We start from the raw sequence: 26481 nt of genomic DNA, 5'->3' as shown, positions 1-26481 counted from the left end.
CAACTATAATATGCATATTAATTATAGAATTTAATTTAGAATTGGATATCTTCTACTTATCATCTTTAAAATCCTGATCTTTTTCAATAAACCAAAAGTTACAGCATGAGGCTCCATCAGCCAATGTTGATGTTCTAATTAATTTTGATTCACCAAAGTTTGCAGTAATGAAATCTGTTTTACAAAGTTGAGGAGTAACTTCTGGACATCCTTCCATTTTACACAATTCACAGAGTGCACAACGAGTAAATTCAAAATAAGTTCCTATTTTATGCTTTTCTTTATCTTCTCGCATTATCCAATTTGTTGGATACTTATTAGCATTTTCCTGTGACCATTTCGACACATCCTTTATCCACTTCTTATACTTATTTGAGGTTTGACTTTTATTTTTACATGCTAATTTCACAATCTTAGAATTGTTTAATCCTTCTGAAATAATTCCACCCATTTCTTCAGGAGTGATTTTTTTATCAGCTGCTTTATAACATGCAATAAAAACTCCTCCCATATAGATATTATTAACTAATTTATTTTCCTTCCCTCCAATATGAGGTGCTCTTAAGATAAGGGCTTTGTACTCTTTTTTTGTCTTTTTTAATAAATCATTGGTATATTTTTTACTATATCTTTTAGAAATCTCCTTCTTTAAAATTCTCTTAAATACAAACCAATAAAGCTTACAAGAATTTGTATATTCCATTTAATCACCCCTTGAATAATTAAACTATTACTTATTAAGCAAATTATCTACCATATATTATAAAATATCAAATTGTTTCGTTCCTATTCTATATATCATTCTATATTGGTTCATATTCTGTTGTCCCTCTTTTTTATTTGCTCAATCCAATTTATCATAGTATCAAAGCATAGCCTAGGATTATCAACATTACAGTGTTCTCCGGCATTTTCTTTTTCTGTAAATATTCGAACAGTGAGTGATCTTACATTTGTTAGTGCATCAATTTCTTTTCCTACAGTATGATAGTCAATAAAATGATCCTTATTTGCTCCAATTATCAACATATCCTGTTCTATTTTATGGGCAATATCAAGCATTTGATATTTATTCATCTTAACTATATATTCATAAGGAGTTTTTGCCTGATATGCGTACATTCCATGAAGAAGTCCCCATTTTACACTTTCATCACCGCTTTTAAGTTTCTTGTTTACAATAGTATTTATGAGAAAACTCATCTTATACTTTATGCACCATTTAATAATGCACTGTTGATTTTTAGACAGACCAAATAAAATCACATCAAAGAAGTTTGGAAATATTGACCATGCAATGACACGTTGTATTCTCTTATCAAAAGCTGCCGCGCGAGGAGCCAGCATTCCTCCAAGTGAAGCACCAACTGATAAGCCAAACATCCTTTTACAGGTTGCTGAAAAATGCGAAGAACTGTTAAAGCCTGCACGAATTGCAGAGTCCGTCAAACTTTCACCACTTATTACATAAGCATATGTTTTTCTCATTTTTTCAAGAACAAGAAAACTTGCAAGGGATACACCCACCTGTTCGCTAAAAAGATGAGATAATCTGCTTTGAGAAAGGTAAACGATGTTACAAAGCTTTTCAATGGTGTCTTCATAGATCCCCTCAGCTTTTGCAATTGCGCTAAGTACTGTGATAATGCGTTGATCATATTCCTGCTGAGATGGTGTATTTAGTTGGCAAGCCATAAGAATTTCCTTATCAACTTCTCTACTATTATCATTATTATCTATCCATATATTAATTACAGTATCAACTATATCTTCATCAATTATAGAAAAACTTTTTCCATGAAGATATTTGTTTTTAAGTTGGCCGCTAAGCGTACTTGTTTCCTCAAAAAGAAACACAAGCACACCTTGCAAACAAGCTTTTATAGTATGTTCAACATTTGAATCAATACATATACCTCGACACAATAATTTTTTACCATTAATATAACACTCCATATCATTACCAAGACTGAAAATCATATGTTTAGCAACATGCTTATGTAATTCTGGGGTTTTATAATCTGAAAATATAAGTGTATGACCATAGAAGTAAAATACATTCGTCAAATCCATCCCCTCCTTTAAACTATACTTTTTTCACCTGATCATTTCAATATAGTAGACTTTATAATCTTTATTTAATATTATTATAAAAACAACTTATTTAAAAAGTAAGTTCAGATTGTTAAAAAAGCCCCCAGTTCATGGAGGCTTTTATTTACGTCAAAATTCTTTTGCGCCATAGTACTGGGAAAAATATTTATTTTGCACAGTAATTTTAAACTTCAATTAAACTACACAAAAATAGTATGATAGCACCATGGCTATCTTTTTCATTTTTTAAGGGTAATTTGACATTTATACCCTATAGCATAAATTTTCTTCACATACATAAAAAATAATTCTCTCGATTTTCATTCCCTATTTTCCTGTTTTCTATCTACCATAACTTGAATAACTCTATGTCATGTCATCTATATTTTCGCCTAAAAAACAGGGCAAAAACCAGACATTTTTCAGCCTCATTTTCGCCCGTTTTCCATTCCAAAACCACAACATATTGTGGTTGAAACGTCTTATTTCTTCTTGTCACCGTAATACGTCATCAGAATTATAGTCTCCACATGATATGTATTAGAAAACATATCAACCGGCTGTACTTTCATAGTTTTATATCCTAACTCTTCTAAAACACCTAAATCCCTAGCTAAAGTTGCAGGATCACAAGATACATAGACTATTTTTTCAGGTGCCATTTTTGCCATAGCCTCCAAAAGAGATTTTTCACACCCTTTTCTCGGTGGATCTACCACAACTACATCAGCCTTTATACCTTTCTCTATTAATTCAGGTATTATTTGTTCAGATTCACCCACTATAAAGTCCACATTATCCACATTATTTTCCCTAGCATTTAATTTTGCACTTTCTATGGCTTCATTTACTATTTCTACTCCATATACTTTTTTAGCCTTTTGCGATAAAAATAAAGATATTGTTCCCGTTCCACAATAAGCATCAAATACTACTTCATCTCCTTTTAAATCTGCATATTCTAATGCTTTATTATAAAGCACTTCTGTTTGTATGGGATTTACTTGAAAGAAAGACAAAGGTGTTATTGCAAATTTAAAGTTTCCTATGTAGTCTATTATTTTATCCTTTCCCCAAAGCACAATAGATTCTTTACCCAATACTACATTTGTCTTTTGGGAATTCATATTTTGAATAATACTTACAACTCCTTCTAAATCCTCAGTAAGTTTATTTATTAACTCTTCTTTGTGAGGTAACTTTTTATCTTTAGTTACCAATACAATCATAATTTGTCCTGTTCTGAAAGCAGTTCGCACCATTATATGTCTTAGATTTCCTTTATGTTCTTTTTCATCATATATGGATACATTAAATTTTTCTATCCATTCTTTTAGTATTTTTATAATCTTATCTGCCTTTTCGTCTTGTATAAAGCAACTTTTTAAATCTATTATATTATGACTTCTAGGAGCATAAAAACCTATATTTACCTTACCCTTTTCTTTTCCAATGGGAAGTTGAACTTTATTTCTATATCTATAGGGATTTTCCATTCCCAATACTTCTTCAACTTCTACATCTATACCCCCTAGCCTTAATAGAGCATCTTTTACCTTCTGTCTTTTAAAATTTAACTGTTCTTTATAACTCATATGCTGTAACTGACACCCACCGCATTTTGTGTAAATATCACAAGGTGGCTCTACTCTATTAGCGGAAGGTGTAATTATATTTAATAATTTTCCTACAGCATAATTCTTATTTACTTTTATTATATTTACTTCCACTTCTTCTCCTAAAATTGCACCCGTTACAAATATGGTAAAGTTATTTATCTTACCTATTCCCTCACCTTTTGTCCCCATACCTGTTATGTATAGATTATATGTACTATTTTTCTTTACTGGTATATCCTTCTTCATTTAATCACCTTTATAATTTATTTTTTAAACACCTATTAATTTTATCATATTTTTAAATATTTCATAGATAAAAGGTATTAATATGGCTGGAAGAAGATTAGCTACTTTTATCTTTGTTATTTTTAACATATTAAGTCCTAGTGCCGATATAAGAAGGCCTCCCACTATAGACATGTTATTAATAGCTTCTGGAGTTAGTATGTCCTTTATTAAAAATGCTAATGAAGCTATAAAACCTTGATATATAAAAATAGATATAGCTGAAAAAGCAACTCCTATTCCATAGGTAGAAGAAAATATTATTGCTGAAAAACCATCTAACACTGACTTTGCATAAAGCGTAGAATTATTGCTTGATAGTCCTGCTTCTAATGAGCCAACTACACTCATAGCTCCAACACACATAAGTAATGTTGATAAAACAAACCCCTCAGAAATTTTTCCTCCTCCTTTTCCTTTTAATTTCTCCTCCATTCTATTACCTAGACTATGTAGTTTTCTATCTATGTTTATTCCTTCTCCAATTATAGTTCCCACAACTATACTCACTATAACTAATATAATATTATCTACATTAACAGATACTGATATACCTATAAGTATTATACACAGTCCTAAACCATTCATTATGCTTTCTTTTAAACTTTCTTTTATTCCTTTGTTTATTAATATTCCTATAATACTTCCTAAAAATACTGTTATAGAATTTACTATAACTCCTTTCATTTAAATCCCCCCTATACTTTTGCACAAAAAAAATTGCACCATTTACAGGTGCATAGTAAGAATCAGTTGTCCAATTTTATATATTAACAGCTTATTATACTATTATAACTCTAATTTTAAAATAGTATTCATTAAATTTTATTATAAATTTCCTCATCAAACATATCTATTATTCTGGATACTATATTTTTGCACTCTTATAAATTATCATAAAATTGTAAAAAAGTAAATCACTTTTTAGACAAAAAAACTGAGTATTATACAACACTCAGTTTTTTTCCTTAGTACCAATTAATATTATGCTCTACTTTTGCTTTTGGACTTAATTCAATATCTTTTAATGCCCATTTTTTAAATTCTTGATATCCTGTTCTATCTACAATATATCCTATATGTTCCTTACCACCTGGTGCATTTCTATCTATATATTCATCAATATAATCATAGGTATTAAGTATTATTTTTACTATACTATCTTCATCTATCCATGTTATAAAATCTCTAGCTATTCTAGGATTCTTTTTACCCGTTCTTCCCATAATAACTAACTTAAAGTATTTTTCTTCGCTTCTAGACCAAGCAGAAGTTGGACATTTATTTATACATTCTCCACATCCTATACATTTACTGTGATCTCTTACTACTTTGTAGTTTTCAAAGCTTAATGCACCTGTGGATTTCTTTTTGCAGACATTTACACATGCTTGGCATCCTATACATCTATAAGCATCATATTGAGGTTCTGTCATTCCTATAATTCCAAAATCCTGCATTCTTGCTTTTATACAATCATTAGGACATCCTGTTAAGGCTATTTTCACATGATAGTCATTAGGGAAAATAGCTTTTTCTATTTTCTTTGCAAATTTTGCAGTATTGTAATTTGCAAAAGGACATACATTATTTCCTATACAGGCAGATACATTTCTAGTTCCTGAAGCGGAATATCCCTTGTTAGGATTTTCTTGATTAATTTCTAGTCCCTCTATAATAGGTTGAAGTGCTTTATTTACCTCTGGTATATATTTCATTGGTATTCCAGGTATTTCAAATCCTTGTCTTATAGTTATATGAAGTTTTCCGTTTCCATAAGTTTCTGCAATATTTTGAAGAAGGCTTAAATATTTAGCATCTAAATATCCTCCTGGTACTCTTACTCTCGCTGCGGTTTTTCCTCTTTCTTTTGTAACCCTAAAGGCATTTTTCTTTAACGCTTTAGTATTTATATCCATAATATCACCCCTAATCTACGAGTTGTTTTGCTTTAGTATAATTAAATACAGGTCCATCTAAACATATATAGGTATCATCTATCTTACAATGACCACATTTTCCTACTCCACAACACATTTTTCTTTCATAGGAAACCCATATATTTTCTTGTTTTATTCCTCTTTTTAGAAACTCTTGTACAGTAAATTTCATCATAATAGGAGGTCCCACTATAATTACATTAACTTCTTCTATATTTTTTATATCTATCTTATCTACATATTTTGTTATAAGACCAACATTTCCTTTATAATCTTCATCAGCATTATCTACCGTTAAAGTAAAACCTATAGTCTTTTCCCACTCTGCTATATCTTTTTTAAATAATATATCTTCAGGAGATTTAAATCCACAAAGTACATTTAAACTTTTCACATTATTAATATTCTTTGTAAAATGTTCTATTACTCCCTTTACTGGAGCAAGTCCTGTTCCACCTGCTGCTATAATAAGTTCTTTTCCCTTATATAGGTCTACATCAAAGCCATTACCATAAGGTCCTCTCATAAAAAAGTGTCCCCCAGGGAAAAATGTATGAACTACATCTGTTACTTTTCCAACTTTTCTTATGGTTAAATCTATATAATTTTCTCCTATACCGCACACAGATATAGGTGCTTCTCCATATTTAGGAATGGATACTTCAAAGAATTGACCTGGTTTTACATCTCCTTTGTATTCCATTCTAAAAGTATAATCTATATCTGTATGAGGAATTATTTCTAATATTGTTGACTTAAAAGGTAAATATATATTGTTTTCCAATTTAATTCTCCTCTCCAATTTCAGCATTTAATTTATTAACACAGTTTGAAAATGAGATATATTCTTGGCACGCATCATCACATCTTCCACATCCAACACACATATGATATCCAAATCTTTTATTAAAGTCATATATCTTATGCATTACCTTAAATCTCATTCTATCCCCTTTATTTTTTCTAAATTCATGTCCTCCAGCCATAGTTGTGAATCCATCCACTTGACAAGATGCCCATACCCTTCTTCTCTCTCCAGCATTTTTATTATCTTTATAGAATACATCTTGCATAGTAAAACAGGCACAAGTTCCGCAAACTGTATTACATCTTCCACAGGCTATACATCTTGATGAATACTCTTTCCAAAAGTCAGATTCAAATATACTGTTATCCAATTTTTTAGGAATCTTTACTTCTAATTCATTTTCTTCTATAAATTTAGGTTCCACTTTTTCCTCTTCAAAATCTTTAAATATACTTAAAAAATCTTCATCTTTACAATTTACTAAAACTTTATCTTCTTGTCTTTTTACAAATAGTGAATAATCCTCTGTTTTATTTGTTCCCATACTTGTACAAAAACAATTTTCAAAACTTTTTTCACATTCTATCAATACAAATTTAACTTTTTCTCTAAGTCTTTTATAATATATATCCTCATGTCCATTTTTTAAATAAATTTCATCTAATCTTTTTACGGCATGTATATCACAACTTCTTAAAAATATAAGAATATTTTTTTCATCTGTTTTAGGTTCTAATACCTCATCTTCAGTAAAATAAAATAGTGTTTGTGTTATAGGTAATATGGTCTCCTTAGGAGAAAACAATGATTTTTTATTAAATTCTATCTCATCTATGGTTTTTACTTCTCCATATCTAACCATGTCTGTATCTGAAAAAGTACCTTTATTTCTTAAAAGTTTTGGTGCATATATTTTATAATCCTTTGCTAACTTATCCAAAATGTTATTAAATTCTTTTGTTTTCATTATGAATCCCAATTGTGTATCCTCCTTTTAACTTTGTTTTTTAGATATATACCAGTATGTCCATCCTATAAATAAAGCTCCTCCAACAAAATTACCTAAGGTCACCCATAGCATGTTGTGCATTAATCCTCCAAAGGTAATTTCTAATCCATGAGGTATCATATAAGCTATAGAAAATAATGTCATGTTAGCTACACTATGCTCAAATCCCGCAGTTATAAAAGCAAACAAGCACCAAAATATCATTATAAGTTTTGCTCCTTCTTCTTTTAACTTGAAGAAACACCAAACTGCAAGACAGACTAACATATTACATAAAATACCTCTTATGAATAATTCTATAGATGGTGCTGCTATTTTATTTTTTGTTCCAGATATTATAAATTTAGCTATATTCCCTTTTGGTAATCCTGAATAAGTAAACATTAATCCTAATAAAAAAGAACCTATAAAATTTCCTATATAACTAAATATCCAAACATTTAATGCTGACTTCCATGTTACTTTCTTCTCTAGGGCTCCAATAGTCATTATAAGATTATTGCCTGTAAATAATTCTGAACCTGCCACTAACACCAAACTCAATGCAATACCAAAGGATACACCCATAATTATTTTAGTAAAGGGTGAATTAGCTGGTGATAATATTCCTCCTATACTAAAAATTAACAATATACCAAACCCTACATAAATACCAGCTAGCATTGAAGCTAGTACATATTTTGCTTTACTTTCTTTTAAAAGGGCAACTTTTTTCTCTGAAGCAACTGCTAGTTTGTTAATTTCTTGACTAAACATTCCTCAATCCTCCTACATTTTTAATTTCTAATTTCATTTTTATTTTATCATGTAAGTTAAAAGGGGTATGTGACTACCATCACATACCCTTAAAATATTTAGAAAGATTCTCTCTATTCTTAATTATTATTTTTTTATCTTTAAATTCTATTAAATTATTTCTTTGGAAATCATTTATACATCTTGAAATAGTCTCCCTGCTGCTTCCAAGCATATCTGCTAGATACGTTACAGTAATATCTAAATCTATTAACGTTCCATTATCCATTTCTATTCCATAATCTTTGCTTAGTTTCCATAGTTTTGCGGCAAGTTTTTTATCCGTTTTTATGGGTACGGTATTTTTTAATTGTCTATAAAGCCTTCTTATCTTTTTACCCATAGAATCTATTATAATTTTATTGAATATAAAATTACTTTGCATAACTTTTAACATGTCTTTACTATCTAATGAAAGTATTTCACCATCTTCAAACATTTCACAACTTACTGAGGCAGAGAATCCATCAAATATTACTTCATTTATTATTTCATCTTTATCTAAAATATAAATTATTCTCTTTTGACCCATTTCAGATAATCTAAAAAGAGTTACTTTTCCACTACGAACCATATATATATTCTTAACTAAATCTTTTTCACTAAATAAGATTTCTCCTTTTTTTAGCTTAATTATACTAGATGCTTTAGATAATACAGATATCTCTTTTTCAGTAAGATCATTGAAAATTGGCATAGTCTCTATAATATTTCTCATAAAATCACTCATATCTTACATTATTATATAGTAATCCTACCGTTATATACTATTCCTCTTTTTACATCCATGGTTATGAAATATCCACTTTTTAATACATCTGTTGCCCCACCTGCCCCACATATAAATGGTATTTCATTGGTTATACATTCTATTGCTAAGTGAGAAGTCAATCCTCCTCTTTCAGTTATAACTCCTGATACTCTATTTAGTATAGAAACATAATCTATATCTGCATCTTTTACAACTAATATATCTCCACTTTCTATAACCCTTTCTGCTTCTTCTGTACTATTTACAACTTTAGCTATACCATAACCTGCACTATTTCCAGCACCTCTTCCCTGAACAAGGATATCTCCAACTACATGAACCTTTAGCATGTTAGTTGTTCCTGAATAACTTACAGGTATTCCAGCTGCTATTACAACCAAATCTCCTTTTCTTATATATTCTGCTGTCAATGCTATATCAACAGAGTTTTCTATTAAAGCATCTGTGGATGTAAATTTAGTAGTAAGTATTGGGAACACACCCCAACTCAATGCTAACTTTCTTGCTACATTCTTACTTGGTGTAATCGCTATAATAGGACATGCTGGTCTATATTTGGAAACTGCTCTAGCTGTATATCCTGTTTGAGTAGCTGTTAATATAGCAGATGCATTTAACTCTGAAGCTGTTGTACAGGTTGCTATGCTTATCGCATTAGCCACACTTAATACACGCGCTTCTCTTTTTCTGTTAAATATTTCATCATAATCCATTGTTTCTTCTGCAGTTCTAGCAATCTTAGCCATAGCTTTAGCAGCTTCTATAGGATATTTTCCTCCTGCTGTTTCACCACTTAACATTACCGCATCAGTTCCATCAAATATAGCATTGGCTACATCTGAAACTTCTGCTCTTGTTGGTCTTGGATTTCTAATCATAGAGTCTAACATTTGAGTAGCTGTGATAACAGGTTTGCCAGCTTTGTTACATTTCTCTATAATCATTTTTTGAATTATAGGTACTTGTTCCATTTGTAATTCTACACCCATATCTCCTCTAGCTACCATTATTCCATCAGAAAACTTTATTATTTCATCTATATTTTCTACCCCTTGTTGATTTTCTATTTTAGAAAATATTTGTATATCTGTACCGCCGTTTTCTTCTAGAACCTTTCTTATTTCCAATACGTCTGAACCTTTTCTAATAAAAGATGCTGCAATAAAATCTACTCCTACTTTACATCCAAATTCAAGATCACTTTTATCTTTTTCTGTTAATGAAGGTAATGAAACATCTACTCCAGGTACATTTACACCCTTATGGTTACTTACAGCACCACTATTTTTAACTACACAATGTACTTTACTTCCCTCTACTTCTTCAACTTCTAATCCTACAAGTCCATCATCTATTAGTATGGAATCTCCTGTTTTTACATCATTATGCAAATCATTATAAGTTATAGAACACTTTGTTTCATCTCCTAAAATTTCTTCCCCACAGTATATAGTGAATTTATTTCCTTCTTTTAATTGTACAGTTTTATCTTTAAAATCTCCTGTTCTTATTTCAGGTCCTTTTGTGTCTAATATTACAGCAATATTCTTATTAAATTTGTCACTTAATTTTCTTATTAAATCAATCCTTATTTTATGTTCTTCATGGGTCCCATGTGAAAAGTTATGCCTTGATGCACTCATTCCTGCTTTTATTAACTCACTTAATACTTCTTCGCTATCACTAGCTGGTCCTATGGTAAACACCATTTTAGTTTTTTGCATAAATGTTCCCTCCTAAAATTTTTTAATATGATAAAGCCTTAGCTATTTCATATAGTTTCTCATCAAATTTACCTTCAATAGATAAAGCCTCATGTATATCCATATCCACAATTCTATTATCATTTATTCCAACTACCCTAGAGGACTTTTCTTCCAACAATAATTCTACTGCCCTGTTTCCCATTCTTGAGGCTAATATTCTATCGTTAGCTGTAGGGCTTCCTCCTCTTTGTATGTGTCCTAAAACAGTAGCTCTTGTTCCAACACCGGTTACCTTTTCAATTGTTTTAGCTATATCATTAGCTTTTCCTGCTCCTTCTGCTACTATTATTAGATTGTGCATTTTCCCGTTTTTCTTACCTTCTAATATAGTTTTACATAATTTGTCTATATCAAACCTTAATTCTGGAACAATTATACTTTCAGCACCACCAGCTAGACCTGCGTATAATGCTATATCACCACAATTTCTTCCCATTACCTCCACTACACTAGCTCTACCATGAGATGTAGAAGTATCTCTTAATTTATTTATGGCATCTAACACAGTATTAACAGCAGTATCAAATCCTATTGTATAATCTGTGTAAGCTAAATCATTGTCTATGGTTCCTGGTATACCTATAGTTTTTACCCCTAATTCAGATAAGGATTTTGCTCCTTGAAAAGACCCATCTCCTCCAATTACAACTAACCCCTCTACTCCAAATACTCTTAATATATCAGTGGCCTTTTTCTGACCCTCTTCTGTTTTAAATTCTTCGGACCTAGCCGTTCTTAGTATAGTTCCACCTCTTTGAATTATGTCTGCTACACTTCTTCTCGTCATTTCAAATATTTCTCCATTTAAAAGACCATCAAAACCTCTCTCTATTCCTAATACCGTTATTCCTTTATCTAAACCTGTTCTTACTACAGCTCTTATGGCTGCATTCATTCCAGGTGCATCTCCTCCGCTTGTTAAAACAGCTATTTTTCTCATTAGTTGATATACCTCCTTTTGTACCCATGGGACGCTTTTAATCCCACCCTATATATAGGTTAGTTTTTACTGCACTATATACTTATTGTAGTAGAGTTCATTGTAATATTCAACACAAGATAAAAAAATGCGACGCATTTTTAATGAATAACTAACAATGAACAATGAATAATTAAGGTGAATTTTCCTCCTTAATTGTTCATTATTCCTTGTTCATTAATAAAAATTTTGGTTCACAAAATTTTCATTTAGTTATTTTAACATTTTCACCACCAAAACTTCTTTTCATCCAATCTATAACTCCTATTTCATCTTTTAACCATAATTCTTCTTTGGCTTTGTAAGTTTGTTTAACCTGTTCTATGTACAAGTAAACAGGTGTGTTACCTGAATGTTCATTGGATATTATTCTTAATTTACTTAGAGAAACTTTTAAGTCACTCTTTCTTTCAATTCTTATATAGATTTTTTTTTCTTCTTCATATTGAGAAAATAAACTTATATCTTCACAAATTAATTTTGGTTCTTCCCCTTCTCTTAAATTAACCCTACCTTTTAATATAATAATTTCATCTTCAAATATAATTTCTTTATATTTAGAAAGTGTTTTAGGAAAAATTATAACTTCTATAGTACCATATAAATCTTCTACCTCTATAAAAGCCATCATTTCATTAGATCTTGTTGCTTTTTTATTTACATTAGTTATTATTCCCCCAATTATAACTTTTTCTCCATCTTTTACTTTTCTTTCACCTTCTATAAGGTCTCCTTCTAGACCTTTATCAGAAACTATATCTGATATGTTTATAGATACTTTATTCTTGAAATCATTTTTATATTCATCTAAAGGGTGTCCTGATAGATATAATCCTGTCATTTCTTTTTCCATAGATAAAATATTTTTCTTATCAAATTCATTTATATTTGGATACTGAATCTCTAGGCTACTTTCCTCTAATTCTTCAAATAAGTTTACTTGTCCCTGAATATTTTTTCTTTTATCATTATTTATTGAATCCAATACCTTTTCGTGAACTGCTAACATTCGAGATCTAAAGATCTGAAAATTATCAAAAGCTCCTGCCTTTATTAAGCTTTCCATGGCTCTTTTATTTATACAACTTAAATCCACTTTGGAACAAAAGTCCTCTAGATTAGCAAATGTTCCCTTTTTACCTCTAGCTTCTACTATATTTTCTATAGCATTTAATCCTACGTTTTTAATAGCAGCTAACCCAAATCTTATTCTATTTCCTTTTACAGTAAACTTACCATAACTTTCATTTACATTTGGTGGTAATACTTCCATACCTTCTTCTTTTGCATATCTTGTATAGTACGCTACCTTTTCACTATTCCCCATAACACTATTCAACATTGCAGCAATGCATTCTGTAGGATAGTATCTCATTAAATATCCTGTTTGAAAAGCCACTACTGCATAAGCAGCTGCATGGGATTTATTAAATGCATAGGATGCAAAATCTAGCATGGAATCAAATATTTTATTTCCTATTTTCTCATCTATGCCGTTACGTACGCATCCTGGTACTTCTATATTCCCACTTTCATCTATAATTCCATATACAAAATTTTTTCTTTCTTCTTCCATTACATCATGTTTCTTTTTAGACATTGCACGTCTTACTAAGTCACTTCTTCCCATAGAGTATCCGGCTAGCTTTCTAACAACCTCCATTACCTGTTCTTGGTAAACCATACAACCGTAAGTAACAGAAAGAATATCTTCTAACCTGGGTGTTAAATACTCTATTTTTTCTGGATTTTTTTTGTTAGAAATATACTTTGGTATTTCTGCCATAGGCCCAGGTCTGTAAAGACTTATTCCTGCTATTATATCCTCTAGAGAATCAGGTTTTAGTTCTCTCATAAAGCTTGTCATTCCATCTGATTCTAATTGGAACACTCCTACAGTTTTTCCTTCTCCTATCATGTTATATACTTCTTTATCATCAAAATCCAATTTATCTAAATCTATATCTATTCCCCTATTTTCTTTTATCATAGCTACAGCATCTCTCATTACTGTTAGGGTTCTTAACCCTAAAAAATCCATTTTTAATAGTCCAAGTTCTTCTAATGTTCCCATAGTAAACTGTGTAACTATATTTCCTTCATTTTTCTGTAAAGGCACGTAATTTACCAATGGGTGAGATGCTATTACCACTCCTGCTGCATGAGTAGAAGTGTGCCTTGGTAATCCCTCTAATTTAATAGCAATATTAATTAAGTCATTTATCCTATGGTCATTTTCATATATTGCCTTTAGTTCTGGATTTAATTGTAATGCTTTATCTATAGTTATACTTGTTCCAGGCACGGTAGGTATCATTTTTGCAATTTTATCTACTTCTACATAGGAATAATTCATAGCTCTTCCTACATCTCTTATACAAGCTCTCGCAGCCATAGTTCCAAATGTAGCTATTTGAGATACATTATTTTCTCCATACTTTTCTACTACATAGTCTATAACCTCTTGTCTTCTTTCATAACAAAAATCACTATCAATATCAGGCATAGATATTCTCTCAGGATTTAAAAATCTTTCAAATATTAAACCATATTTAATAGGGTCTATCTTAGTTATTCCCAAAGTATAAGCTACAATAGAACCTGCTCCACTTCCCCTTCCAGGTCCTGTCATTATATCTTTTTCTTTAGCAAATCTTATAAAATCCCATACTATAAGAAAATAATCTACATATCCCATTTCCTTTATTACATTTAACTCATATTCAAGTCTATTTTTTAGTTTTTCATCTACAGTATCATATTTTTCTTTTAATCCTTCATAACATAGTTCCCTTAAATAATCATAATTATCCACTTTATCTGGAAGAGGGAATGTAGGTAATTTAGATTCGTGAAAATTATATTGAAAATTACACTGTTCTGCTATTTTAATTGTATTTTCTAATGCTTCAGGAACATGTGAAAATAAATTATACATCTCTTCAGGAGATTTTAAGTAAAACTCTCCTGTAGGATATCGCATTCTATTCTCTTCCTCCACGGTTTTTCCAGTTTGAACGCAAAGAAGTATGTCATGTGCCCTGGAATCTTCCTTTTCTATATAATGCACATCATTAGTTGCCACTAACGGAATGGATAGTCTTTTAGACATAGCTATAAGTTCATTATTTACTTTAACCTGTTCTTTCATTCCATGATCCTGCAGTTCTAAATAAAATCCCTCTTTGAATATTTCCTTGTAATTTAAAGCAGCTTTTTCAGCTTTTTCTATATTTCCTTTTAATATGTAAGATTGAACTTCTCCTCCCAGACAGGCACTTGAGGCAATTAATCCCTCACTATGTTCTCTTAAAAATTCGTGATCTACTCTGGGTTTATAATAAAATCCATCTATAGATGCTTTACTTACAATTTCCATTAAATTCCTGTATCCTACATCATTCTTAACTAAAAGAACTAAATGGTATATAGCATTATCATTATCTACTCTTTTAATGTGCATGGATTTAGGCACTACATATATTTCACAACCTATTATAGGTTTTATACCTTCTTTTATAGCTTCTTTATAGAATTCCACACATCCATACATAACTCCATGATCTGTTATGGCAATACTTTTCATACCTAATTCTTTAACTTTTTTTATTAGTTCTGTTATTTTTGCAGAACTATCTAAAAGAGAATATTCTGTATGTTGATGTAAGCTAATCCAATTGTATTCTTTATGTGACATAAAGCCCACCTTTCTTAAAAATTATAGTTTGTTTTCGATAGCTTTTATAGTTATTAAAGACTTTGCTATAAAATCTTTTTTATCATCAAATAAACTTACCTCTACTTTATAAAAAGCCTTACCTAAAAACTCACAAAAGGCTGCACTTGAAGATATTATACTAACATTAGCTTCTATTTCTGTATCTATCTGTACTGGCTTCATAAAATAAGTAGATATATTATCTACAAATAAATTTGTTATATTTATTTGGTTTAAATAAAAAGTTGCCATAGATGATATTAGCATATTTAATGAGTTCCAAGAAGCTATTCCTAAAGGATCTAACATTTCAGGAGTTATTGTGCCATAAAAATGCATAGCTTTTTGACCTAATTCGCTTTTAAAGTTTTTAAGAACTTCACTGTCTAAATTTCTATAATCTTTGTTCTCTTTTGATATATACTTTAATGCCTGTATTATATCTTGTCTATTTACAGTTCCTATTAACTCTTTGCCTCTTATAACTGGATAAAAATCATTTACTTCTGTTTCTATAACATAATTAGCATAGGCTACAGAAGTTTTTCCTTCTAGTGTAGTTATGTTTTTCCTCATTATCGTTTCTATATTTTCTAATGGTTCTGCATCCATAATATCTTTCAATTCTACTAAACCTAAAAATCTCATATTTTCATTAACTACTGGAATAACATTAATATTTTTAAATTTATTATTATTTCTTTTTATCATATCAGCACATTCACTAATTTGAATATCATTTCTAAAATAAAGAAACTCTTTATTCATTATATCTTTCATTAATAATATTTTCTTTTTTACTTTATTATGAAACATAGCTCTATTTATCATTTTTGCTACTGTAAAAGTATCATATAAAGAACATATAACTGGCATTTCTTTAGTGTCTGCTAATTCTTTTATATAATTACTACACTCAGATCCCCCTGTAATTATTATTCCACAACCATTTAATAGAGCTAGCTCTTGCACCCTTTCTCTATTTCCAACTATAATTAAAGAATTGGGAGTTATATATTCTTTAATCCTCTCTAAAGTCATTGCCCCTATTATCATCTTATTTATAGTCTTATGAATACTTTTTTTCCCTGCTGCAATATTTCCATCTACTATATTTACAATTTCTCCGTAAGTTATATTTTCTTCTCCATTATAATCAGGTTTTCTTATTCTAATAGTGCCAATTCTAGGTATAGTAGTTACAATTCCCATTTTACTACACTCTTTTATACCTTTATAGGCTGTTCCCTCACTTATCTCTAGTAAATTAGCTATAGTTCTTACAGAAATTTTAGTGCCTATAGGTAATTGAGAAACATATCTGATAACTTTCCCATGCTTTGTCATAACTTAAAAATTACCCTCCTTACTAAGTTCCTCTGCTATTTTTTCTATTCTTCTTAGTCTATGATTCACTCCAGATTTTCCTACAGGGGGGCTCAGCATCTCTCCTAATTCTTTTAAAGACACATCAGGATACTTTAGTCTTATCTCCGCCATATCTCTCAAGTTTTTAGGTAGCCGTTTTAATCCTATCTCTTTATTTATAAGATTTATACTTTCTATTTGCCTTACAGCTGCATTTACAGTTTTGCTTAGATTAGCTGTTTCACAGTTTACTATTCTATTTATATTATTTCGCATATCTTTCATTATTCTTATATTTTCTAGTTGGAGCAATGATGAATGGGCTCCTATTATATTTAACAGGTCAGATATTTGTTCCCCTTCCTTTATATAAATTATAAAATTACTTTTTCTTTGAATTACTTTAGAATTTAAACCATAGCTATTTATGAGTTCACTTAACTTGTTTGCATACATCTCATTATTAGTTACAAACTCTAAATGATATGTCTTTTCTGGATTGCTTACACTACCTCCACCTAAAAAAGCTCCTCTTATGTAAGCCTTTTTAGTATTATCATCATAAACCAAATTTTCTGATATATTATAATTTATAAAAAAACCTATATCTTCTATTTTTACAACTTCCGTCTTTTCTAGTAGTTTTTTAACACCTTCTTCTTCATTTATAACAATTATATATACATTATTTTTCTTAAAGGAATTACTCTTTTTAATCATTATATTAGTGTGTATATCTAAAATATTTTTTAATATTTTAAATACTAATCTGGTTATTGCTGCATTTTCTGTTGCGATTTTAAATCCTATTCCCTTATTTCTTCCAAAGGTCAATGTGCCACTTGCTCTCATAATTGCTGATAACAAAGCCATGGCTTCTTTTTCTTCTAATTCATCATACCTACAAACTTCATTTTTTACTTTTGATGAAAATGACATATTTTCTTCTCCTATTTCCTGTTTTTTTCTTTCAATCTTTCTGATAAATAGAAGTATTCTATTATCTTCTTTCTATCATATAGTAATTTTTTATCCATTATAGTTTCAATTAGTATAGATGCTAATTTCTCTGAATTATGCCTAACTACACCATCTTTGGTGGTGACAAAATCTGCTCCAATTACATTTACATTTAAATCTCTAATATTCTCCTCATCAATTTTCACTAAGTGGGAAGTCTCTTCACAATATTTATTTTTTATACTTTTTTCTATTTTACCTACATTAACAATCACATAATCAATTATACCATTTCTACTATGATCAAATATGGCTTTTATATGATCTGATACAGTATACCCCTCTGTTTCCCCTGGTTGTGTCATTATATTGGAAACATATATCTTTAAAGCATGACTTTTCTCTAATTCACGTGAGATATCTTTTACAAGTAAATTAGGTATAACACTGGTGTATAAACTACCTGGACCTAATATTATAGCATCTGCTTCTCCTATAGCACTTACTGCCTCATCAACAGCCTTAGCATACTCTGGTTCTATTAACATCCTATCTATCTTGGTTTTTTGTTTTATGGCCTCTCCTGGTATATTAGATTCACCTTTTACAAATTTTCCATTTTTGAGCTTTGCCTTAAGTATCATATTATCTAAAGTTACTGGTACAACCTTTCCTGTTACTGCCAATACAGAACTTACTTTTTTTATAGCCTCTTCAAAATTATTTGATATTCCATCCATAGCTGCTAAAAATAAGTTACCAAAACTTTGATTCTTTAGTCGTCCATCTGTAAATCTATATTGTAAAAGATCCTCCATTAATGGTTCCGTATCCGACAATGCTAATATACAATTTCTTATATCTCCTGGTGGAAGTATACCTAAGTCTTCCCTTAAATCTCCTGATCCCCCCCCATCGTCTGCTACAGTAACTATTGCAGTTATATTAGAAGTGTAGTATTTTAGCCCTCTAAGCATTGTAGATAACCCAGTTCCTCCTCCAATAACAACTATCTTAGGACCTTTTACCAATAGTCTCTTTTCATATATTAAGTTTTCCAATTTTCTAGAATCTAAAGACACATTTATATATCCTTTATTTATAAGTGCAATAATAGATCTCATTCCTTGGGTGGCAGAAATATATATAACAAATATTCCTATTAATATTAAAAATATATAAAACGCTATATAATAAATACTATATAAATGGTGATTTACAAATTCAAGCAAACCAAAAGCTATAAGAAGTATTCCCATAATGGCAAGTAAAATCCATCGTTTTACTTTTATACCTGGCCTAAGCCAATCCATTAATTTCATAGTTTTTTACCGCCTTTATTATTATCCTCATGTATATCTCTATGATCAATGTTAACTTTATGTCCTTTTTCTTCTAATAATTTATATATTGAGTTTGCAATGGACACTGATCTATGTCTTCCTCCTGTACATCCTATAGCTACAATAAGCTGTCTTTTTCCCTCTTCAGTATAATGAGGTATTAGAAATTCCAAAATATCATTTAATTTACCTATAAACTCCTTTGTTTGATTAAATTCTAATACATAATCATACACTGGTTTATCATTTCCTGAAAAATTTCTTAACTCTGGAATGTAATAAGGATTTGGTAAAAATCTTACATCAAATAATAAATCTGAATCCAAAGGTATACCATATTTAAATCCAAAGGATACCACAGTTATGGTTAGTTGAGCTTCTACTTGGTCTCCATCACCGTATATTCTTGTAATTTCTTGTCTAAGATCCATATTAGTAAATTTCGAAGTATTGATTATGTTACTAGCTACATCTTTAACTTCTTTTAATCTGCTTCTTTCTAATGCTATTCCATTTAATATTCTTCCACCTGAAGATAGGGGATGATTTCTCCTGGTTTCTTTAAATCTTTTTACTAAAACCTCATCTGATGCTTCTAAAAACAATATTTCATACTTATAATTTTGATCCTTTATGTAATTTAAGCTCTCAAATAAATTATCAAAGAATTCTCCACCCCTTATATCTATAACGAGAGCTATTTTATTTATTCTTCCATCAGTTTTATAGCATGCTTCTGCAAACTTAGGTATTAATGTGGGAGGCAAATTATCCACACAAAAATATCCTAAATCTTCTAAGCTTCTTATAGCCTGCGTTTTACCTGCACCTGATAGACCTGTTACGATTACAAATCTCATGTTTTGTCCTCCTTATGCTAATTTATTTCTACCAGTATAAATTTATCTTTAACTACATTATAAAATATAATTGCATTTATTAATATACATTATAAAAAGAAAAGTTAAGGATATCCTCTTTATCCCTAACTTCTATAGTTAATTTAATTTATCTTCTCCTATGATTAAAACTTCTGTGTGCAATTCCACGTCAAATTTGCTTTTTACTGTATCTTGTACTATGTTTATTAAATTTAGTATGTCTTTTGCACTAGCATTACCTTTATTTATTATAAATCCTGAATGCTTTTGAGATACTTCTGCATCTCCTACATTTATTCCTTTTAGTCCACTTTCTTCTATAAGTTTAGCTGCAAAATACCCTTGAGGTCTTTTAAAAGTACTACCTGCTGATGGATACTCCAAAGGTTGTTTTGTTTTTCTTTTCTCTGTTAATTCTTTTATTCTATCATATATATTCTTAGAATCTCCTAGGCTAAGTTTTAAAATTGCTTCCAAAACTACATATCCATTCTTTAATATAGAACTTGTTCTATAACCCAGTTCCAATTCTTCTTTAGATAGATTTAATATTTCTCCACTTTTGTCTAAAACCAGTGCACTGTCTATAACTTGTGATATTTCTCCATTATAAGCTCCAGCATTCATAGTAAGCGCACCACCAATACTTCCTGGTATTCCACTTGCAAATTCCAATCCTTCTAAATTATTTTTAGCTGCCATATTTGATACCTTAGAAAGAAGTACTCCACTTTGAGCTATTATTTTATCATCTTCTATTTTTATCCTATTTAACTTACAAAACTTTATTACTAAACCTCTAATTCCTCCGTCTCTTACAAGCAAATTTGACCCATTTCCCATTATAAAATAAGGAATGTTGTTTCCTCTTGAATGCTTGATTACATATTGAACCTGTTCATAGGATTCGGGAGTAACTAATATATCTACTGGTCCTCCTACTTTAAAAGAAGTGTGATTTTTCATAAGTTCATTTGTTTTTACATTTTCGCTACCTAAGTTTTCAATCAAATTTGAAATAAAATCCTTATAGTGGTTCATATTTCCTTATCTCCTTGAACTTTAATTTTTATACCATAAATAAGTATAATGTATAAGTCCTTCTTAGGCAATACATTTAACATCTATACTTATTTATCATTTTTATCAAATAACTGGTGTATTATTCACTTATTAACTTATTTGTTATAATTCATTGGGAGCAAAAAATTCCTTGATACTCAATGCAGACCTCTTATCTATAGATGGGGTTTCTAGTAGTTGATCTATAGAAGCCTTTTTTATGCTTTCAATGCTCCCAAATTTCTTCAAAAGTTCTTTTTTTCTAATAGTCCCTATATTAGGTATGTCATCTAATATTGATTTTAAAACTCTTTTATCTCTTAAAGTTCTATGATAGCTAATTGCAAATCTATGAACCTCATCTTGTATCCTTGTAATTAGTTTCATAGCATTACTATCTAAAGAAATATCCTTCTCAATATTATTATATATAATCCCTCTGGTGGTGTGACTATCATCTTTAACCATACCGGCTACTGGAATTTCTATGTTAAGTTCTTTTAAAACCTCCAGTGCTATATTTACATGTCCCTTTCCACCATCTATTAATATTAAATCTGGAAAAACTGAAAATTTACCTGAACTAAATTCTAAATTCCTTTTTTGTATTTGTTGAATTTCTTCTATTCCTCTTTGAAATCTTCTTCTTAATATTTCTCTCATGCTATGGTAATCATTAGCACCTTCTACTGTTTTTATCTTAAATCTTCTATAGTCACTCTTTTTACTTCTACCCTTTTCAAATACTACCATGCTTCCTACAGAATCTACTCCTTGGATATTTGATATATCATAAGCTTCTATTCTGTTAGGCATATCATCAAATCCTAATATATCACTTAATTCGGCTAAGGCAACTTCATATAAAGCCTTATCTTGAAGATACTTTATTTTAAATTGTTCTAAAGTGAGTTTTGCATTTTTTTTAACTAAATTTAGAAGCTCTATCTTTTCTCCTCTTTTAGGAACTTTTATCTCCACTTTTGAACCCCTTCTTATAGTAAGCCATTGTTCTAATAAGTATTTATCTTCTATATCTGGAACGTATACCGTCTTAGGAACAAATGCAGCCCCACCATAGAAATCTTTTATAAATTCTGCTATAATTTTATATTCTCTTTCATCAGAAGTATACTCTAATATGAAGTGTTCTCTTCCTATTATTTTACCTTCCCTAACAAAAAATACTTGAACACAACTGTCCTTTTCATCTTTAGCTATATTTATATAGTCCTCATTTTGAAAGCTTCCCATTATAATCTTTTGCTTTTCTGTTATCTTTTTAACTGCAAAGATTTTATCTCTTAGAGATGCGGCTTTTTCAAATTGAAGACTATTAGAAGCCTCTTCCATTTGATTTTTTAATTTATCTAATATGTCCTTATCTTTTCCTGATAATAACTGTACTATATCATTTATTATTAAAGCATATCCCTGTTTTGATATATGCGCTCCACAAGGTGCCGAGCATAATTTTATATGATAATTTAAACAAGGTCTAGTAGGTTTTTGTCCATCTCTTATGTATCTTTTACAACTTCTTATTGGGAATATCTTTTTTATAAGTTCTATAGTTTCTCTTACTGCTGAGTAGTCTGTATAAGGTCCAAAATACCTACTACCATCCTTTGCTATGGTTCTACTAATAAAAACTCTGGGGAAATCTTCATTTATTGTTATCTTAATGTAAGGATAACCTTTGTCATCTTTTAGTAATATATTGTATTTAGGTCTATATTTTTTTATTAAATTGCATTCTAATATTAATGCTTCCATCTCTGAATCTGTAATTATATATTCAAATTCTGCTATATTGCTTACCATAACTCTTACTTTTTCCGAGTGATTTTTAGACTGTTGAAAATATTGCTTAACTCTATTTTTTAATATTTTTGCTTTTCCAACATATATTACTTCATCAGAAGAATTCTTCATTAAATAAACGCCAGGTTTCTCTGGTAATACTTTTAGTTGATATTCAAAATCAAACATCTATTCCTCCATTATTATTTAGCTTTATAACTTCATGATATTGGGCAATTTATATACTATATATCCGTATCCCAATATTACAATTAAGTTCTCTAGCATAATTCCCATTTTAGAATTTGTTCTAAAAGTTATTGGTAATTTCACATTCCCTTCTTTAAAGGGATAAAATAAGGGCACTCCTCTAGGAGTAGCCATATCGCATAATAAATGTGAGCCATACCCAATCATAAAATAATATATAATATTATAAAGATTATATATATTGCCAATATATCCTACTATAACAGAGAATATAATCATACCTGTTAAACTATGAGTAAGCCCATTCCTGTGAGTGGATATAGCAATAAACATAAAAAGTATTCCTATCGCTTTTATATGAGGCATACCACCACTTGCAATGCTATACCATAATAAAATTATACCTATACAAATATACATTATAACTTTAGTGAATTTATTTTTAAAGGGTAGAATATATTTGTTTATCATACTTTTAGGATGATCTATATCTGCCAATAAGGATCCAAAGGCAACTACCCCCAATGATATTATATTAAAATCCAGAGATAATTTTTCATAAAGAGCTATAGATGTGACTATTCCTACCCCTAAGTGAGTTTTACCTTTCATATGATCTCCTTAATAAATTTAATTATTATATTATCTAGAAACATAATAATTTCCAAAGGCCCTTCAATACTTTCATAAAGTAAAAGCCTTTGGAATTTCTCTAACTATATTTTATTTTCAATAGCATTTACAATTTGGCTATCCACAATATCTGCCATATTTAATAATATATCTTCTATTCCTTTAGGTTCAAAATTTCCATATTCCCCGTGATGAGCTAGTATAGAATAACAAATATCATCCAGATCTTCATCAGTCAAAGGATTACCCATTTCTATATTTATTTCTCTTATATATGCTGCACCTAAAACTAAGTGATCCATTTTTATATCTTTTCTTCTAATTATTCCATCAAAATCATACTCTTTTATTTTCATTATGTCATGCACTATAGCTTTTAACATAAGTCTATCTTTATCTATTACATTCTTAGCATCCATGTAAAAAGGATTGGTAACATAATCTTTTAATATATTTTCTATAGTTTTCATGACTCCAACAGTGTGAAGAAAAAGTCCTCCTCGTTTGTTTCCATGAAACTTTTCAGCTGCTACACAGTTTAAAAAATCTCTCCATCGCTTTTCATTATATCTATTTGCACCAGTAGCACCTATAGCTATTTTTCTATACTTTTCTTCTAAACTGTTTACTATGTCATTAAAATATTCTATTAAGCTCTCTGGAATATTATACTCCGGTACATAAAGACCATAATCTATTTCTTCTTTAACCATGTTAATTATAGGATTTCTTATTTGTATATTCCCATTAAATCTTGTAACTATTCCCTTAATGTTCACAACCAAATTTATATCTATGTGAGAATTTAAGGTTTCATAATTATCCCATACTGGAAAAGCTATGGTTCCCGTACTATCTTGCATAACCAACATTAAATAGGGACTGCCATCTTTTTTCCAACCAGTTTTCTTGTCACTTATTAATGCATTAAATTCAACTCTTTCTCCACTATTTAAAACTTCTAATTCTTGAATTTTCAATACAATCCCCGCTTTCTTATTTAATTATTTATATAATGCTGTTCTTATTATTTGGGAAGCTATTCTGGAAGATATTCCTCCACCTTGACCTCCCTCTTCTACTATAACTGCAACAGCAACTTGAGGGTTTTCATAAGGTGCAAATCCCATAAACCATGAGTGAGGTGAATATCCGTATCCTCCTTCTTTATGATCCGCTGTTCCGGTTTTCCCACAAACTCTTATACCTTGAACAGCTGCATTTCCTCCTGTACCTTCTGAAACTACTGAAGCCATGAGATCTTTAATTATATTTGCAACATCCTTACTTACAATCTCTCCTAAAGCCTCTGGCTTTTTCTTATCTATGGCTATTCCTTTTTTATTAACTATCTCTTTAACTATATATGGTTTCATCATTACTCCATCATTAGCTATAGTACTAGATACTAAAGCCATTTCCATAGGTGTAGCTAATAGTGATGCCTGACCTATTGCACTTTGTGCTATATTTCCTTTTTCATTACTTTTAAGGGTAGGAAATTGACTATTCTCTATAGCTATATCTGAAGAATTTATGTCTTTATTAAAATAAAAATCCTCTGATGTTTTCTTAAGTTTACTATTCCCCAAGTCTAATCCTAATTGTCCAAAAACTACGTTACTAGACCTTATAAAAGCCGTTCTAAAATTTATACTTCCAAAGGCAGCTCCTCCGTAATTTTTTAAAGACTGTCTTTCATTAAAAACTAAAGCTCCATTATCTATAAAAACTTTACTCATTAATCCATCTATATTCTGTAATGCACTTGCAGCAGTTACAACTTTAAATATAGATCCCGGAGGGTATAATCCAGAGGTTGCCCTATTTAAGAGAGGTCTATTTTCATTTTTATTTATATCTCCCCATATCTCTTTAAGATTATTTGGATTATAAGAAGGCTTAGATACCAATGCTAATACTTCTCCCGTTTTTGGATTAAGTGCTACTACTGCACCCTTTTTATCTCCTAGTAATTCATAGGCTTTTTGTTGCAAGTTAAAATCTAAGCTTGTCTTTAGGTTATTTCCATATTTCTCTTTATTATCATCTTTCTCTATTTTAAATATACTTTTTATATCTTCTTTAATATCAGTATTAGAAAGTTGTTCATCATATCTTCTTTCTATGCCTGTTATACCATATTGAGGATTTATATATCCTAGCACATGAGCAAAAGCTTCTCCTCCTATGTATTGCCTCTTCTGAGATTTTTCATCTATTCTACTGCTTTTACTTATTTCTTTATTATTTCTATCATATATGCTTCCTCTTAAAACCTTATTTTTTTGAGCCCATATTCTTCTATTGTATTGACTAGATACTATTTTAGGTCCGACAGATATTTCAAAATATGTTATATACATAAATAATCCTAGGAAACATATAAGAAATACCATCATGATTTTTTTTATATTATTTGAAATATCCTTCATT

Annotated in this window: 21 protein-coding genes; all 21 read right to left on the bottom strand. The window is 29.9% G+C overall.

The window, feature by feature from the left end; genetic code table 11:
• Positions 1–52: 52 nt before the first annotated feature.
• Positions 53–703: an L-2-amino-thiazoline-4-carboxylic acid hydrolase gene (locus B5D21_RS05330; RefSeq protein ID WP_011100604.1), complete on the bottom strand. Its 651-nt coding sequence runs from the start codon at positions 701–703 to the stop codon at positions 53–55.
• A gap of 110 nt (positions 704–813) precedes the next feature.
• Positions 814–2067 carry a helix-turn-helix transcriptional regulator gene (locus tag B5D21_RS05325; protein ID WP_052040446.1) on the bottom strand — a complete coding sequence of 418 codons (1254 nt, stop codon included), beginning with the start codon at positions 2065–2067 and terminating at the stop codon, positions 814–816.
• 509 nt (positions 2068–2576) lie between these two features.
• Positions 2577–3959: a 23S rRNA (uracil(1939)-C(5))-methyltransferase RlmD gene (gene rlmD / locus B5D21_RS05320; protein ID WP_011100606.1), complete on the bottom strand. Its 1383-nt coding sequence runs from the start codon at positions 3957–3959 to the stop codon at positions 2577–2579.
• Positions 3960–3983: 24 nt separating this feature from the next.
• Positions 3984–4685: a DUF554 domain-containing protein gene (locus B5D21_RS05315; protein ID WP_035111654.1), complete on the bottom strand. Its 702-nt coding sequence runs from the start codon at positions 4683–4685 to the stop codon at positions 3984–3986.
• A gap of 281 nt (positions 4686–4966) precedes the next feature.
• Positions 4967–5917 (bottom strand): sulfite reductase subunit C, encoded by a 951-nt coding sequence (asrC, locus tag B5D21_RS05310; protein WP_011100608.1) that lies wholly within the window; start codon positions 5915–5917, stop codon positions 4967–4969.
• 10 nt (positions 5918–5927) lie between these two features.
• On the bottom strand, positions 5928–6749 hold the full coding sequence (gene asrB, locus B5D21_RS05305) for an anaerobic sulfite reductase subunit AsrB (RefSeq protein ID WP_011100609.1): 822 nt from the start codon (positions 6747–6749) through the stop codon (positions 5928–5930).
• Positions 6724–7725 carry an anaerobic sulfite reductase subunit AsrA gene (gene asrA, locus B5D21_RS05300; protein ID WP_011100610.1) on the bottom strand — a complete coding sequence of 334 codons (1002 nt, stop codon included), beginning with the start codon at positions 7723–7725 and terminating at the stop codon, positions 6724–6726. The genes asrB and asrA overlap by 26 nt, the downstream gene beginning before the upstream one ends.
• Before the next feature lie 15 nt (positions 7726–7740).
• The gene (locus B5D21_RS05295) at positions 7741–8511 is read right to left on the bottom strand and encodes a formate/nitrite transporter family protein (RefSeq protein WP_011100611.1); all 771 of its coding nucleotides are present in this window, start codon (positions 8509–8511) and stop codon (positions 7741–7743) included.
• Between the two features lie 79 nt (positions 8512–8590).
• Positions 8591–9280 carry a Crp/Fnr family transcriptional regulator gene (locus B5D21_RS05290; RefSeq protein ID WP_011100612.1) on the bottom strand — a complete coding sequence of 230 codons (690 nt, stop codon included), beginning with the start codon at positions 9278–9280 and terminating at the stop codon, positions 8591–8593.
• 11 nt (positions 9281–9291) lie between these two features.
• Positions 9292–11046, bottom strand: coding sequence for a pyruvate kinase (gene pyk, locus B5D21_RS05285; RefSeq protein ID WP_011100613.1), 1755 nt, complete (start codon positions 11044–11046; stop codon positions 9292–9294).
• A 22-nt stretch (positions 11047–11068) separates the two neighbouring features.
• Positions 11069–12028: a 6-phosphofructokinase gene (gene pfkA, locus B5D21_RS05280; protein ID WP_011100614.1), complete on the bottom strand. Its 960-nt coding sequence runs from the start codon at positions 12026–12028 to the stop codon at positions 11069–11071.
• Between the two features lie 244 nt (positions 12029–12272).
• A complete protein-coding gene (locus tag B5D21_RS05275) occupies positions 12273–15764 on the bottom strand; it encodes a DNA polymerase III subunit alpha (RefSeq protein ID WP_035124806.1) in 3492 nt (1163 codons plus the stop codon).
• A 21-nt stretch (positions 15765–15785) separates the two neighbouring features.
• Positions 15786–17132, bottom strand: coding sequence for a DRTGG domain-containing protein (locus tag B5D21_RS05270; RefSeq protein WP_011100616.1), 1347 nt, complete (start codon positions 17130–17132; stop codon positions 15786–15788).
• 3 nt (positions 17133–17135) lie between these two features.
• Positions 17136–18092, bottom strand: coding sequence for a DNA-binding protein WhiA (whiA, locus tag B5D21_RS05265; protein WP_011100617.1), 957 nt, complete (start codon positions 18090–18092; stop codon positions 17136–17138).
• Positions 18093–18103: 11 nt separating this feature from the next.
• On the bottom strand, positions 18104–19435 hold the full coding sequence (locus tag B5D21_RS05260; protein ID WP_011100618.1) for a gluconeogenesis factor YvcK family protein: 1332 nt from the start codon (positions 19433–19435) through the stop codon (positions 18104–18106).
• Positions 19432–20316, bottom strand: a complete 885-nt coding sequence (rapZ, locus tag B5D21_RS05255) for an RNase adapter RapZ (protein ID WP_011100619.1) — start codon at positions 20314–20316, stop codon at positions 19432–19434. The genes B5D21_RS05260 and rapZ overlap by 4 nt, the downstream gene beginning before the upstream one ends.
• A 138-nt stretch (positions 20317–20454) precedes the next feature.
• A complete protein-coding gene (gene murB, locus B5D21_RS05250) occupies positions 20455–21378 on the bottom strand; it encodes a UDP-N-acetylmuramate dehydrogenase (protein WP_035111635.1) in 924 nt (307 codons plus the stop codon).
• A gap of 144 nt (positions 21379–21522) precedes the next feature.
• A complete protein-coding gene (gene uvrC / locus B5D21_RS05245; protein ID WP_011100621.1) occupies positions 21523–23391 on the bottom strand; it encodes an excinuclease ABC subunit UvrC in 1869 nt (622 codons plus the stop codon).
• 24 nt (positions 23392–23415) lie between these two features.
• A complete protein-coding gene (locus B5D21_RS05240; RefSeq protein ID WP_011100622.1) occupies positions 23416–24024 on the bottom strand; it encodes a metal-dependent hydrolase in 609 nt (202 codons plus the stop codon).
• Positions 24025–24128: 104 nt separating this feature from the next.
• On the bottom strand, positions 24129–25025 hold the full coding sequence (locus tag B5D21_RS05235) for an HD domain-containing protein (RefSeq protein ID WP_011100623.1): 897 nt from the start codon (positions 25023–25025) through the stop codon (positions 24129–24131).
• Between the two features lie 24 nt (positions 25026–25049).
• Positions 25050–26480 carry a peptidoglycan D,D-transpeptidase FtsI family protein gene (locus B5D21_RS05230; RefSeq protein WP_011100624.1) on the bottom strand — a complete coding sequence of 477 codons (1431 nt, stop codon included), beginning with the start codon at positions 26478–26480 and terminating at the stop codon, positions 25050–25052.
• Position 26481: the final 1 nt, after the last annotated feature.

It is taken from the genome of Clostridium tetani (genome assembly GCF_900167265.1).
Classification (GTDB): domain Bacteria; phylum Bacillota; class Clostridia; order Clostridiales; family Clostridiaceae; genus Clostridium_G; species Clostridium_G tetani.
This window is presented reverse-complemented; position numbering and strand designations above follow the sequence as displayed.

Coding starts and splice junctions, on each gene's coding strand:
- uvrC (WP_011100621.1), bottom strand. CDS start 23,391: ATGTTTGATTTTGAATATCAACTAAAAGTATTACCAGAGAAACCTGGC.
- rapZ (WP_011100619.1), bottom strand. CDS start 20,316: ATGAGATTTGTAATCGTAACAGGTCTATCAGGTGCAGGTAAAACGCAG.
- B5D21_RS05290 (WP_011100612.1), bottom strand. CDS start 9,280: ATGAGTGATTTTATGAGAAATATTATAGAGACTATGCCAATTTTCAAT.
- asrB (WP_011100609.1), bottom strand. CDS start 6,749: ATGCTGAAATTGGAGAGGAGAATTAAATTGGAAAACAATATATATTTA.
- asrC (WP_011100608.1), bottom strand. CDS start 5,917: ATGGATATAAATACTAAAGCGTTAAAGAAAAATGCCTTTAGGGTTACA.
- B5D21_RS05240 (WP_011100622.1), bottom strand. CDS start 24,024: ATGAAAGGTAAAACTCACTTAGGGGTAGGAATAGTCACATCTATAGCT.
- B5D21_RS05295 (WP_011100611.1), bottom strand. CDS start 8,511: ATGTTTAGTCAAGAAATTAACAAACTAGCAGTTGCTTCAGAGAAAAAA.
- B5D21_RS05315 (WP_035111654.1), bottom strand. CDS start 4,685: ATGAAAGGAGTTATAGTAAATTCTATAACAGTATTTTTAGGAAGTATT.
- B5D21_RS05260 (WP_011100618.1), bottom strand. CDS start 19,435: ATGAAATTAATGGATTGGCTTAGGCCAGGTATAAAAGTAAAACGATGG.
- rlmD (WP_011100606.1), bottom strand. CDS start 3,959: ATGAAGAAGGATATACCAGTAAAGAAAAATAGTACATATAATCTATAC.
- B5D21_RS05275 (WP_035124806.1), bottom strand. CDS start 15,764: ATGTCACATAAAGAATACAATTGGATTAGCTTACATCAACATACAGAA.
- B5D21_RS05330 (WP_011100604.1), bottom strand. CDS start 703: ATGGAATATACAAATTCTTGTAAGCTTTATTGGTTTGTATTTAAGAGA.
- pyk (WP_011100613.1), bottom strand. CDS start 11,046: ATGCAAAAAACTAAAATGGTGTTTACCATAGGACCAGCTAGTGATAGC.
- B5D21_RS05270 (WP_011100616.1), bottom strand. CDS start 17,132: ATGACAAAGCATGGGAAAGTTATCAGATATGTTTCTCAATTACCTATA.
- whiA (WP_011100617.1), bottom strand. CDS start 18,092: ATGTCATTTTCATCAAAAGTAAAAAATGAAGTTTGTAGGTATGATGAA.
- pfkA (WP_011100614.1), bottom strand. CDS start 12,028: ATGAGAAAAATAGCTGTTTTAACAAGCGGAGGAGATGCACCTGGAATG.
- B5D21_RS05230 (WP_011100624.1), bottom strand. CDS start 26,480: ATGAAGGATATTTCAAATAATATAAAAAAAATCATGATGGTATTTCTT.
- murB (WP_035111635.1), bottom strand. CDS start 21,378: ATGAACCACTATAAGGATTTTATTTCAAATTTGATTGAAAACTTAGGT.